Here is a 13,613-nt window from a genome sequence, read left to right as displayed (position 1 = left end):
TGACAACCAGCCGCATGGCGGCTCAGATTGGGTGGAACAAAAACACATCAACCTGACATCAACCTGTCACGCACGAAAAATAGCAAAAATCCCATGAAATTCCTCCTTGTGGAAGACAATCTTGATCTGGCGAACGCCATCTGTTCGCGCATGAGGTTAGACGGCCATGTGGTTGATCATGCGTCTAAATTGGACGAGGCGACCGCCTTTACCGAAACTCAGGAATACGACCTTATTCTGTTGGATATCATGTTGCCGGATGGGGACGGGCGCGACTTTCTCAAACGGCATCGCGCAGGTCGCCTGGACACCCCCGTGATCGTTTTGACCGCACGCAGCCAGGTTTCGGATCGAATCGGTTCGCTGGATCTGGGGGCCGACGACTATGTCACCAAACCGTTCGACCACGCCGAACTCGAGGCCCGCTGCCGCGCCGTTCTGCGTCGCAAATCCGGGAATTCACGGACAACGATTGAAGTGGGCGGAATAGTCTTTGATCCATTGGCAGGTCATCTGACCGTAGGGGATGAGACTGTTTCGTTGCGCAACCGGGAACTGCGCCTTCTGGAACTGTTCATCAGCGCGCCTGGTCAGGTTTTTTCGAAACAGAAACTGACCGACCGGCTTTTTTCATATGATGACGATGTCTCGGACAATGCTATCGAAGTTTACGTTGGCCGCCTTCGTAAACATCTTGAACCGTCGGACCTGAAGATCACCACGCTTCGCGGTCTTGGATACAGGCTGGATCATGCCTCCTGATCCCCCTCCTGATCCCTATGTGTCAGGATCGCTTCGGAACAGGCTGGTCCTGACTTTGATCGGTGGTGCCGCGATATTGGCGTTTCTTCTGTTCATCGCGGTTCGCAACTATGCCGCACAGGTCGCGCAACAAGGGCAGGACAACATCCTGGGGGCGTCTGTCACCTCAATTCTAGACGCGGCCGCCTTGCGCGACGGTCAGTTGGAGGTTGATATTCCCTATGCAGCCTTCGCCATGCTCAGCACACCGTCCGACGACCGGGTTTTTTACGCGATTTTTCAGGATGGTGCGTTTCTGTCTGGATATGATGATCTGCCGCCGGCCACAGGGCAATTCGACGGCAAGTGGAGCTTTCAAACCAGTCGGATACGGGGTGAAACCATACGTCAGGTCAGTGCTCGGCGAACCTTGGTGGGCTTGAACAAACAAACCGTTATCGAGGTCGCGTTGGGCCAAACGCAGGATGCGCTTGCGGAAACTCTGGACCAGATTTCACGCAACGCGGCGATTTTGGGCATCGGGTTCTTTGCCCTTGCCGCTGCGCTGTCGTTCTGGGCCACCTCGTCGACGATTGGCCAATTGAACAGGCTCACGACCTCTGTCACCCGGCGCGGCCCGCAGGACCTGAGCCCGTTCAAAAAGCCCGTACCCCGCGAAATGGCTCCTTTGGTGGCGTCGTTGAACTCTTTGATGGGGCGGCTGGATCAGTCGCTGAGCCAATCGGAAGATTTCATCGCCGAGGCGGCCCACCGGGTGCGCACACCTTTGGCAACCGTTCGATCTTATGCCGATGCCACATTGCAGAGGGTCGAAAAGGAAGAAAACCGCGAAGCGTTACGCTCAATGGTGCGGGCCATTGATGAAAGCTCGCGCGCGGCGGGGCAATTGCTGGATCATGCGATGATCACGTTCCGCGCCGATCATCTGGAGCGCGAAGACATTGATCTCAATGCTTTGGTCCGTGATCTGGTGCAGCGTCTTACGCCAATCGCCGAGATGAAGGACTTGTCGCTTTCCCTGAGCGGCGATCCAAAGGTTTCGTATTCAGGTGACCCCATTCTTATTCAGAACGCTGTGCGCAACATGATCGACAACGCACTGAAATATGCGCCTGCCGACAGTTTCGTACGCATCGAGGTTGTTTCGGAACCACGCATTCAGATAATTGTCAAAGACCGTGGGCCGGGGTTTCCTCCAAACGAGATCGACACTTTGACACGCCGTTTCGAGCGCGGGAAGAATGCAAGCGGAACCATCGGATCCGGATTGGGCCTTACAATCGTTCAGGACGTTGCTTCTGCGCATGGTGGCACACTGGAATTGACCAACCGGCAGGGGGGCGGCGCGTGCGTTATCTTATCGCTTTGATTTTCTTCAGCCTTCCTGTCGTTGCTGCCACCCAAACCTGGGAGGACAGGCAGGTTTTCAACGCCTCGGCGGATGAGGCGCATCTACGCGTGATCTCAAGCACGGACACCTTTCTGTTCGAACCCTTGATTGCGGGTTTCATCGAAGAAAACCCCGGTATCTCTGTCGAATACCTGGTGACAGGCACCGCAGATATTGACCGAATAGTCCGTGCCGCGCCGGAAGATTTTGATGTCGTCATATCCAGCGCGATGGACCTGCAACTGAAGCTGGCAAACGACGGTTTCGGGCGCATCATCGACGACATACCGCTGCCATCCTGGGCGCAATGGCATCAAAGCCTTTTTGCTTTCACCTCGGAACCGGCGACAATCGTGATTAACCGCGCGGCCTTTGCCGGTGGCCCCATCCCCGAGACCCGGCAACAACTGATCGAAATCCTTCGTTTGCGTCCCGATGATTTCAGGGGCCGTGTGGGCACCTATGACATCCGTCAATCCGGTCTGGGGTATCTGTTCGCAACGCAGGATGCCCGCGCGTCCGAGACGTATTGGCGGCTCATGGAGGTGATGGGTGGATTGGACGTGCGCCTGTACTGTTGTTCGGCGGATATGATCGATGACCTCGTCAAGGGTGAGATTGCTGTGGCTTACAACGTTCTGGGCAGCTATGCCGAAGCCCGCGCCGGAAGCAAGGACACTGTGGAAATCATTCTGCCGTCGGATTTTCAGACGACCATGATGCGCACGGCCATGGTGCTGAACGGCACACCGCAACCGGACGCGGCCACGTCTTTTCTAAAACATCTGATTTCCAACCAAACCAAGCGGGTAGGCGACCCCGTTACCTTGCCGCCCTTGGCAACACACGAAACTGGCACCGATCGCGAAACGATTGGGCTGGACCCGGCCCTCATGACATTTCTGGACAGGCTGAAACGCCGCCGTTTTCTAGCTGAATGGGAAAACGCGGTCATCCAGCGATAACCGCGCCCGCATCATTCGCGAAACGCGCGGTTGAAGTAGTCCGCCATTGGTTTCACGAGATAGGACAACGGCGTGCGTTCGTCGGTCTTGATCAGAGTCTCAACCGGCATACCCGGCAAAAGTTCCTGACCATTGAGCCGGTCGACCTCACCGTCATTCAGCACCACTTCGGCGCGGTAAAAGGTGAAACCGGACTGTTCATCCGTGAAGGTGTCCGCCGAGACGTTGTTGACCTGTCCTTCGAGTTCGGGCGTTTCGCGTTGATTGAACGCCGGAAAGCGCAGGGCAACGGATTGCCCGACATGCAACTGATCCACATGGATCGCATCCACCCGCGCTGCCACCAACAGCGGCGTGTCCTGCGGAACCACATACATCATGGGTTCGCCCGGCTGAATGACCGATTGCAGAGCAAAGACCTGACTGCCGTAAACCGTTCCGCTGACAGGTGCGCGAATTTCAAGCCTGGCCAGACGTTCCGCCAGGGACAAACGTCGTTCCCACAGCTCTGCCACCTGCGCCTGAACGTCCCGCAAAGTGGTGATCGCTTCTTCCCGCCGGGTCGCGGTCAGTTCGACAATCTTGATCTCGGTTGATGCAATCTGTCCTTTAAGGCGCGCAACGGAGGCTTCCAGTTTGCCGATTTCGCCTGACAGACTGGCTTCTTCGCGTTGCAGCGCCAGCACGCGGCTGTTTTGTGTCAGACCCCTGCTCAACAGGCTTTGCTGATCCTTCAACTCCGCCTCGATCAACTCTGTCTGGCGGCGCAACGAGACCAACTGAGCCTGCGTGCCTGCGATCTCGCTTTCTATCTGAACCAACTGTTTGCGCAGTTGTTCGTCCTGCTTGGACAGCGTTTCCAGCCGGGCATCAAACAGATTCTGCTGTCCCTCAATCAGGTCGGGATCAATGTTGTACTCTTTTTGAACCTCGGCCAGGCGCGCCGCCAATTCTTCGGATGTCAGGCCATCCCGCTCTGCCTCCAGCCGGGCACGGCGGGCCAGCAGATCAAAGAGTTGAGATTCTACGATCGTCTGTTCCGAAGACAGAAATGTGTCATCCAACCGCAAAAGCAAATCGCCCGAGGCAACCGTATCACCGTCGCGCACGAAAATCTCGCCAACCACGCCGCCGTCAGGATGTTCAACGACCTGACGGTTGCTTTGAACTTCGATGACGCCCGAAGATACAATCGCCCCGGCCAGCCGCGTTTTCACGGCCCAAAGACCCAACCCGCCGACCAGAATGCCAAGGGCAAGAAATCCCACCAGCGCAGGTATTTTGATGCCCCAGACGGGGACGGGTGTCTTGGTTGATTTTTTCGCCATTATTCACCTACGGGGCTAAGCTTGCGCTTAATCGCGCCCGCATTCTGGACCATTGCGTTCAGAACCTCGTCGCGGCTGCCAAACCTCACCACCTGGCCTTTTTCCACAACAGCAAGATCGTCACATTCCGAAATGGCCTGCGGGCGGTGCGTCATGATGATGGCGGCCTTTCCCGCTTCCTTGAGGCCGCGCACGGCTGCATTCAAAGCTTCCGTGCCATCTGCGTCGAGGGCCGAGTTCGGCTCGTCCAAAATGAGCAGAACCGGGTCGCCATACAGCGCACGGGCCAACGCAATGCGCTGTTTCTGACCGCCCGACAACTGACTGTCATTGCCTTCAAGGAAGGTGCCGTAACCCTTTTCCAATGACAGGATCAGTTCATGTGCCTTGGCCTTCTTGGCCGCCGCAACCACCGCTTCTGAATCCGGGTTTTCCGACATCCGTGCAATATTCTCAGCAACGGTTCCGTTGAACAGAGTGACCTGCTGCGGCAGGTATCCGATATGGCTGCCCAGATCGTTGGGATTGTATTGGTCCAACGTGGCGCCGCCCAACCGGATCTCGCCCGCCGCCGGTCTCCAAAGCCCAAGCAGAGCCTTGGCCAGGGTCGTCTTGCCCGACCCACTTTTCCCGATCACACCAAGCGCCTTTCCCGGTTCCAGTTTCAGGTTAACGTTCCGCAACGTTGGCGCAGTAGCACCCGGAGGGATTACCGTCAGGGATTTGGCTTCCAATTGGGATTTGGGGATCGGCAAACGAATCCGCTGTTCCTCTGGCGGTGTCTGGTCCAGAAACCGGTTCAACGAATTCCAGGCCGTGCGTGCCCGTTCGACCAAACTCCATTGGCCGACAGCCTGTTCCACCGGGGCCAAGGCCCGTCCCAAGAGAATCGAGCCCGCAATCATCGCCCCGGGCGTCATTTCGTTTTGCAGTACCAACCACGCGCCCAAAGCCAGCATGGCAGATTGCAGGAAAAGCCGAAGCGATTTCGTCAGCGACGTGAAGCTACCTGTCCAGTCACTGGCGGAAATGCTTTGACGCAAAGCTTCCGTACGCTGGTTCAACCACCGCCTGGTCACGTCCGCCTGCATTCCCTGCGACCGTACAACTTCTGCTGCCTGCCTCGCGTGTTCGGAAAAGGCATTCGCCCGCGCCGCAGCGGATTGTGCTTCGGCCACCTTACGGCTGGTCAGGGCCTGGTTGAGCAAAGCAATCACCACAAGCAGTACGCCACTTGCAACGGCCAACCAGCCAAGCAGAGGATGAAAAATGAAAATTGCCCCCAGGAAGACGGGCGTCCACGGAATATCCATTACTGCAAGCAACACGGGCGAAGAGCACAAGGTGCGAATGGCCTCGAGATCCCGCAGTGCAGTTGCCGGAGCCGATCGCACCTGGGGCACCAGAGACCGACGCATTGTGGCTTCGAAAACGCGCTCATCCAGCTGCGACTGGAACCGCGCACCAAAGCGGGCAACAATACGACCGCGTGCATAGTCCAGCATGGCCATCAGCGCATAAAGCAACGCAACAAGCAAAAACAGTGCGGTCAGAGTTTCAACTGCCCGTGAACCAAGAACCCGATCATATACTTGCAGCATGAACAGCGGACCTGTCAGCATGAGCAGGTTGACGAAGATGCTGAACAAAAACGCCAAGGCCAGAAAGGCAATGCCCTGATTGCGCACGTTGCGCAATTCATGGCGAGGGGCCGCTGACAGGCGGTGTTGAGGTTTCACAGTTTAAAATCCACATCATTCGGACAGGCATCGCCGCATTTAGAAAGTTAGTTCAGCATTGCCAAGTTTGCACATGTTTTTTTGAGCAAGAAACCGCAGACTGCGGGCTGGAAGAAGCACTTTTTGGCCAACGTCGCAAAGACTGTCTCAACGTTTGAACTCGGTGGTTCCGACGCACATTAACTATGCGGTAACTATGCGGTCGCGGCCAAAAGCACCTGACCAGTTCCGAGGTCTGGGCCAACGCAAGATCAGGTTGTCGGCGACGGATACGCCAATGATGGCCCGCACAATCCGCGTCAGGTGATGACTGATTGCAAAGCCTGCGTCAGCGCCCGAGATCAAAATAAGAGCGCCTACTCAGGCTGCACAGAAGATGCGTGTTCGCGTATTTCAGCAGCGCGACCGCACAAACTATCAGGGCCAATAGGACAAACGAATAATACCTCCTTGCAAAGATGTTTGGAGTATCACCGTGATCGATCGCGGAACTTCGCGCGGCACACTATGGGTTTAAGATGTTGCCAGAACTGCCTGGAAACACCGGTGGTGGCTTGCTGGCGGCAGGATGTGTTGCTACGGCTCCGCTCAAACCTTGGCGATTTGTTTTCACTCTGCTGTTTGGTTTGACAGAGCTGACAAGGCGGGCCTGCAGGGCCGGGACACCGATCGAAATCGCAAGCCTATTCGCCGATCTACGCCAGAAACGGCACCGTCAGTTTAACCGAACGGGCCGCCTCCAGCGCCAAAGGATCTTTAAATCCAAAAGCTGCCTTCGTCCAAATGGGGTGTAAGTGTCGGACTGGCCTCGTCATCCTCGACCTCCAAGTTCCCACCCAATACGGCGGCCAATGAGTCTTCGGAAACGTTAAGCACCCCGTCCTGAGCCTGATGCAAGTTCACCAGTGTGTAGTCGTCTTCTACGTCTTCGGGAGCCTCAAGATCAGGGACGAACTTTAGAATATCGACCGTTTCATCCCAATCGGACACACCCAAAACTTCTTCGCCCGTCGGCGTTTTCTGATCGCCTTCAGTAAACCGAGCGAGTTTGGGCAATCCGTATCCCACTGTCCCACTGCCATCGATATCAAAGCCATAGAAAGTTTCGACCGCGACCACGTCAGGGACGGTGTTGGAACTGACATATACACCATTGGAATCCGTGACCCATTCACCGTAAGTTCCATCCGAATTCTTCCACAACACCCGGTAGCCGCCACCTGAAGCCTCGGCGTGAATGGCCTGCCAGCCCGCGAAGCTGTTCGGTCCGACGGTGGCGTTGTTGAATGTCAACTTGGTGGTGCCGCCAATCAGATATTCACCTTGGGTTGTCGCCCCCAGCGTTATCGCGCCGTTGGATTCAATACTGATCGTTCCATGCCCCGTCAGCCCGTCATTGTTCAGGTCAACGCCATAGAAGACCTCTACATCCGCAACATTGGTGATTGTTGTACTGCTTTGGAATTCACCAGCCGCATTCGTCGTCCATTCACCGTAGGACCCATCCGAGTTCTTCCACAACACCCGATAGCCGCCACCTGAAGCCTCGGCCTGAACGGCCTGCCAACCCGGGAAGCTGCCAGGACCGGCATTAGCCTGGTTGAGCTTCAAGTCGATGCTGCTGCCGATTACATATGCGCCATTGGTTGACGATCCCAGCGTCGTGGAACCGTTGGATTCGATGCTGGTCGTGATATGGCCGATTTGCCCATCATTGTTCAGATTTGCGCCATAAAAGACCTCGACATCCCTGACGTCGTCTATGGTGCTGCTGCTGACAAAACGACCATTAGCATCCGTCACCCATTCCCCAAACGTGCCATTAGCATTCTTCCAAAGCACCCTGTAGCCGCCGCCCGAAGCCTCGGCGTGAATGGCCTGCCAGCCAGGGAAACTGCCCGAGCCGGCTTTGGCACCGTTTAGGGTCAGTTCAATGGTGCCATTAATCAAGTATGAACCCAGGCTTGACGAAACGAGTGTCGTGGAGCCAGTGGTTTCAACCGTGACCGTACCATGACCCGTCAGCCCGTCATTGTTCAAATCAGCACCATAGAAGGTCTCAACATCAGCCACGTTGCCGATGCTGCTGCTGCTGAGGAACTGACCATTGGCATTGACGGTCCATTCCCCGTACGTCCCATCCACGTTTTTCCACAGCACTTTGTAACCGCCACCCGAAGCCTCGGCCTGAATGGCCTGCCAGCCGGCGATCGTGTTTTGACCAACAGCCTGACCATTAAAAACCAGCGTCACGTTCGAGCTGCCTGAATCCAGAACGTAAATGCCCTGACTTGCATGTTTCAGTGTGGTGCCGGTCGTCTCGATATCCGAAAGCTGCATGGCAGCTTCGATATTCGAACGAGTATACGCCTGTGATCCATTCAGGAACTGAATGGCCTCGACATCATCTTCTACCGTGAAGGTGATACGTGAAACGGCATCGATAAATTCGTATTTCGTGCCGTTTTTTATGAACAGATAGCTGCTGATGGCGCTGACAAATCGGATTGTGTCAGTGCCGCTTCCTCCGGAAAACGAGCCGGCATTGTTGGTCACAATGGCCCAATCGTCACCCTGGCCGCCGAAAACCTGGTCTGCGCCGGAACCGTTTGCCAGATAAATGGTGTCGTTCCCCAAGCCGCCATAAACGGTGTTGTTGTTGGTTCCGTCGGACACTGAATAGATCTTATCGTGTCCATGGTTGCCATTCAGAACGTTCTGAGCGGTATTCCCGACGATCACGTCGTCACCGGTCCCGCCGATCGCGTTTTCAATCACAACGCCATGCGCGATTGTAAAGCCGCCCTTTATGCCCTCTGCGTAGGACACTACGCCGCCGCCGGTCTCGGAATAATCCAGTGTTGCGGCCCGCAGGTCGATCCGCGCCTTCGAACTGCCGACATGCTGGATGGTATCGTTTCCACCAGTATCCCAAATAGACTGATAGCCGGTACCCCCAACGTTTGCCCAAGGAAGCGTGTAGGTATTGTTGGCTGAGTTGTGGCTGGTATTGGCGCCATACATCGCCTGCAACGCAGCAATGTCCAAAGCGCCAAGACCCGTTGAACCCCCATAAGTCGCGTTGACAGAGAGAATTCCGTTCTTTTCGGTCCAGCCATCATTATACGACATCACCGTGTAGACACCCTGATTCAGGCTGCCGGTCCCGAAAGAGTCAAATGGCGATGTAACGCCATTCATCACGGTTGTACCCAAACCGGTGTCGTGGGGATGACCCAACCCTAGCGCGTGACCCAGTTCGTGGAGCAACGTAGTAAAGAAAAACCCGCCCGGATCGCCGTTTCCATTTGTTCCGGCAGTCCAGTAAGCGGTGTTGAAGGCACCTTCGGAGGGGTTGCGCGATGGCGTATAGTGGTAGCCAAGCGTTCTGGGATTTGAAAAAAAGCTTGTGGGCGCAATAACTTCCACCAAGTCGGCAGAAGCGCTGCCGGATTCGACAAAAGTCACATTTGCGACTGCTTCAATTGCAGAGAGAGCCGCTCGGAATTCTGCTTTGTATTCCGCAGTCCACGCTTGTGTACCCGCGTATTGTTCGAAGTGATAAGAAATTACGGTGGTGGTCGCAGGATTGCCGTCACCGTAGGCAACATAACCTTGTATTGGACTGAGCGGAGAAGAAGCGGAAGGTCTTGGTATTATAGTCGTAGTAGCCATTGCTCAGCCCTGTACCTCGGAAGATTTGATTGCACTCGGATGCACGCTTAAATTGTTCTTTTTATGACAAACTACTATGCACCAATCCTTTTGAAACAGCAGGTGACACCATGTTTCAAATGACACTTTCTTTCAACGGCAGAACCGTCGCATAAGTGCAACAGAAACCCGCGATCCTTGGCTGAACCGGGCATCTGCGGCCGTTTAGGGTTTTGGGCATTCTGCCCAATATTTTTTCATTTTTTGGGACCCGTTATCGGAGCTTTTGATCCGGTGGCAAACTTTCGCTTATTCCATGGACTCTGTAGTGGGGATTTGCCCAAGACGGTGAACCGGTCAGAGCCGCCGAGGGTGACATCCATGCCATTTTCGGCAGATTGCAGGCCCTATTTGCGTCAACGTCAGACAAGGCTCCAAGGGTCAGATACCGCACCGCATGGGTCCCGATTGAACCGAGCGCCGAGATTGATTTGCTACGTTGAACCGTTGGCAACATACTCAGCAATGGCGGCCCGGCTGCCACGCTGCCATATCAGGGTCAGCCAGCGGGCAAAGGCGTTGGAAAACTGTGTGCTGATTCCAAAATCACCGCTGTAGAAACCCTGTTCCAGCCAAAGCTCAGGATCAGCTTTGGACGCTTTTGCAGTGCTGTTCAGGCTTTCCCACTGGGGATCATTGGGGGTGATCTCGGAGCCATCCTCACGAATACCCGCGCACATCCGGCACCAGAACGCTTCGGCGAGAGCGAGCCCGTTTGCGGAAGACCCTGATGCAAGTGCATCACGCAGCGACGGCAGCAAAAATCCGGGATGTCTTGCCGATCCGTCGAATGCAACCCTGCGTGTGGTGTCGTGAATCGCCGTGTTCGCAAATCGGCTCTCGATCAACTCAAGGTACTCATTTGCAGTGGTTTCGGGAACCGCTTCGACATGCGGAAGGATTTCTTCAAACTGCACTTTTCGAAAAAACGCCACGATGTCCGGGTCCTTCATGCAGTCGGCAATCGTCGGAACACTCAGTACTTCTCCGACATTCGCCAACAGTCGATGACCTCCGTTCAAAATGCGCAACTTCATGGTCTCGTAACCATGGACGTTGTTGGTCAGTATTGCGCCGACGTTTTCGAGGGGCGGACGTCCGGCGCAGAAGGCATCCTCGATGACCCATTGACGAAAGTTCTCATGCGAGACGGGCGCTCTGTCATCGACGCCAAGGGCGCGGCATTGCGATACCAATTGGTCGGTCGTCGCTGGTACGATGCAATCCACCATCGAGTTGGGAAACGCGCCACGCCTGTCGATCCAGTTGGCCAGTTCCGGGTCGGACATGCGCGCCAATCCCACAACACAGTTTCGCAAAATCGTTCCGTTGCCCTGAAGATTGTCGCAGCCGAGCGCCGTGAACGGGTTGAGGCCTTCGGCGCGCCGTCGTCTGAGTGCCGCAACCATTGCGCCAAAGGCCGTACGGGGCTGATTGGGGTTTTCTGCGTCATGACGGATATCTGCGTGGTCGAAATCGAATGCGCCGCTGTTGGCATCCAGAAAATATCCCCCTTCGGTAACAGTCAGCGAAACGATCCGGGTGGCCGGGTCGGCCATCGCGTGGATGAGGGCAGCGTTGTTTTCTTCGATCGGCAGGTAATCGATCATCGGGCCAATCACCTCGGCGGACATTCCGTTTGGCCCCAACTCGATCAGCGTTGTGAGGCAATCCTGCGCCAGCAATCGTTCTCGCATGACAGCGTCATAGCTTCGCACACCCGCTCCGACGATTGCCCAGTCATGGGCCAACCCCTGCTGCATGAGCTGATGGATATACCAGGCCTGATGCGCGCGATGGAAATTACCCAATCCTATATGAACTATGCCCGGCGTCAGATCCGTACGTTCATACATCGGAGTCTTCACGGTGGTTGGCAGCTTGGAAAGGCTCTCTTGCCGCAGCCGTGCAGGGGTTTTTGCGTTCGCCACAGGGTCCATCAGCTCATCCAATTTCCGCCGTCGACATTGTAAGTCTGCGCGACGATATACTTGGCCTCGTCAGAGGCCAGAAAAACCGCCATGCCCGTCAGGTCTTCCGCGCGCCCCATGCGGCCATATGGAACAGCTGCCGCCACTTCGCGCTTCTTCTGGCCAAGGGGCTTGCCTTCGTGTTTTGCAAAAAAGGCGTCCACGCCATCCCAGTGTTCGCCATCGACTACACCGGGGGCAATCGCGTTTACATTGATCCCATGAGAAATCAGGTTCAGCCCCGCCGATTGGGTCAGTGATATGATCGCCGCCTTGCTGGCGCAGTAGACAGCGACCAACGGTTCACCCCTTCGCCCGGCCTGCGAGGCCATATTGATAATTCGGCCTTTGGTTCCGTGCTCGATCATATGTTTGGCGACGGCCTGCATCGTAAACAGCCCGCCCGCGATGTTGATGTCAAACACACGATTGTAGTCGGCGCGCTCGATCTCGACGAATGGTGCGGCGCTGAAGATGGCCGCGTTGTTGATCAAAATGTCGATTGGGCCGAATTGCGCCGCGGTTTTGGCTATGGCCTGATCGATGCTCTGCTGGTCGGTCACGTCCATTTCGACAGCGAAAGCCGCCGCGCCAATTTCAGCGACCGCGTCCTGCGCGCGCTGGATGTCGATGTCGGCGACTGCGACCCGCGCGCCCTCTGCCACATAGGCCTTGGCAAATGCCAATCCAATGCCCCGCGCAGCCCCTGTAATCAGGGCGGTTTTGCCCGTCAGACGTTTCATTCGATCCGCAGACCGTCTGCGTCAAATCTGTGGATCACATCGGCGCGTGGGGTCAGATGAATGCGTTCCCCATGGCGGAAACCAACCTCGCCATCGGCACGAACAGTGATTGTCTCGGCCAGTCCGGTGTCGTGGACGTGGAAAAACGTGTCCGAACCAAGGTGTTCCGAGACGCTGACGACCCCGGACCATTCTCCTTCGGTTTCCGAAACTGCAATGTGTTCCGGTCGAATGCCGATCGTTTGGGCACCGCGCTTTGCCGCTTCTGGCCCTTCGATGAAGTTCATCTTGGGCGAACCAATAAAACCTGCAACAAACAGGTTGCGTGGCGTTCGGTACAGTTCCAGCGGGCTGCCAACCTGTTCGATCACGCCCGCCTGAAGCACAACGATCTTGTCCGCCATCGTCATGGCTTCGACCTGATCGTGGGTGACGTAGATCATCGTTGTCGCGAGGCGTTCGTGCAGCTCGCTGATCTCCAACCGCATGCCGACCCGAAGTGCTGCGTCGAGGTTTGAAAGCGGCTCATCGAACAGGAACGCGGCCGGTTCACGAACGATGGCCCGACCAATGGCGACGCGCTGACGCTGACCGCCGGACAACTGGCCCGGGCGGCGATCCAGGTAGTCGGTCAGGTTCAAAACGCTTGCCGCGCCCTCAACACGCTTGTCGATTTCAGCCTGATCCAGTTTCGCCATGCGCAGCGGAAATGCGATGTTCTTGCGCACGGTCATATGCGGGTAAAGCGCATAAGACTGGAACACCATTGCCAGCCCTCGTTTGGCGGGCGGCACGTCTGTTGCGTCTGCTCCATCGATTTCTATGTGGCCACTGGTGATGTCTTCCAGCCCTGCGATCAGGCGCAGCAGCGTGGATTTTCCGCAGCCCGAAGGGCCGACGAAAACGGTGAACTCGCCATCTTCAATGGTCAGGTCCAGCGGAGGGATGACCTGAACGTCGCCGAAGCTTTTGGTCACGGACTTGAGTTGTATGCGTCCCATG

Annotated in this window: 9 protein-coding genes; 3 read left to right on the top strand and 6 right to left on the bottom strand. The window is 56.1% G+C overall.

The window, feature by feature from the left end; translation table 11 throughout:
- The first annotated feature begins 93 nt into the window (after positions 1 to 93).
- Genes GOW09_RS14340 through GOW09_RS14330 form a run of 3 tightly spaced genes read left to right on the top strand, consistent with a single transcriptional unit; the run spans position 94 to position 3,117 of the window.
- Positions 94 to 762 carry a response regulator transcription factor gene (locus GOW09_RS14340; RefSeq protein WP_152460309.1) on the top strand — a complete coding sequence of 223 codons (669 nt, stop codon included), beginning with the start codon at positions 94 to 96 and terminating at the stop codon, positions 760 to 762.
- Entirely contained in the window at positions 752 to 2,131 is a 1,380-nt protein-coding gene (locus GOW09_RS14335; RefSeq protein ID WP_171119310.1) for a sensor histidine kinase, read from the top strand. The genes GOW09_RS14340 and GOW09_RS14335 overlap by 11 nt, the downstream gene beginning before the upstream one ends.
- The gene (locus GOW09_RS14330) at positions 2,110 to 3,117 is read left to right on the top strand and encodes an ABC transporter substrate-binding protein (RefSeq protein WP_171119309.1); all 1,008 of its coding nucleotides are present in this window, start codon (positions 2,110 to 2,112) and stop codon (positions 3,115 to 3,117) included. The genes GOW09_RS14335 and GOW09_RS14330 overlap by 22 nt, the downstream gene beginning before the upstream one ends.
- A gap of 11 nt (positions 3,118 to 3,128) precedes the next feature.
- Here GOW09_RS14330 and GOW09_RS14325 read toward each other — a convergent pair whose 3' ends face one another.
- The 6 genes from GOW09_RS14325 to GOW09_RS14300 all read right to left on the bottom strand — a co-directional run bounded on the left by GOW09_RS14325 (position 3,129) and on the right by GOW09_RS14300 (position 13,612).
- The gene (locus GOW09_RS14325; protein ID WP_171119308.1) at positions 3,129 to 4,445 is read right to left on the bottom strand and encodes an HlyD family type I secretion periplasmic adaptor subunit; all 1,317 of its coding nucleotides are present in this window, start codon (positions 4,443 to 4,445) and stop codon (positions 3,129 to 3,131) included.
- Positions 4,445 to 6,184 (bottom strand): type I secretion system permease/ATPase, encoded by a 1,740-nt coding sequence (locus GOW09_RS14320; protein ID WP_371808055.1) that lies wholly within the window; start codon positions 6,182 to 6,184, stop codon positions 4,445 to 4,447. The genes GOW09_RS14325 and GOW09_RS14320 overlap by 1 nt, the downstream gene beginning before the upstream one ends.
- Positions 6,185 to 6,940: 756 nt before the next feature.
- Positions 6,941 to 9,859 carry a M10 family metallopeptidase C-terminal domain-containing protein gene (locus GOW09_RS14315; protein ID WP_171119307.1) on the bottom strand — a complete coding sequence of 973 codons (2,919 nt, stop codon included), beginning with the start codon at positions 9,857 to 9,859 and terminating at the stop codon, positions 6,941 to 6,943.
- A 473-nt stretch (positions 9,860 to 10,332) separates the two neighbouring features.
- On the bottom strand, positions 10,333 to 11,838 hold the full coding sequence (locus GOW09_RS14310; protein ID WP_171119306.1) for a mannitol dehydrogenase family protein: 1,506 nt from the start codon (positions 11,836 to 11,838) through the stop codon (positions 10,333 to 10,335).
- A complete protein-coding gene (locus tag GOW09_RS14305; protein ID WP_171119305.1) occupies positions 11,838 to 12,611 on the bottom strand; it encodes an L-iditol 2-dehydrogenase in 774 nt (257 codons plus the stop codon). The genes GOW09_RS14310 and GOW09_RS14305 overlap by 1 nt, the downstream gene beginning before the upstream one ends.
- A complete protein-coding gene (locus tag GOW09_RS14300; protein WP_171119304.1) occupies positions 12,608 to 13,612 on the bottom strand; it encodes an ABC transporter ATP-binding protein in 1,005 nt (334 codons plus the stop codon). Before GOW09_RS14300 ends, GOW09_RS14305 begins: the two co-directional genes overlap by 4 nt.
- Position 13,613 lies beyond the last annotated feature (1 nt).

The sequence above is a fragment of the Ruegeria sp. HKCCA5463 genome (assembly GCF_013034175.1).
Taxonomy (GTDB): domain Bacteria; phylum Pseudomonadota; class Alphaproteobacteria; order Rhodobacterales; family Rhodobacteraceae; genus Ruegeria.
The sequence above is the reverse complement of the archived record's forward strand: the minus strand, read 5'-3'. Positions and strand labels throughout refer to the sequence as shown.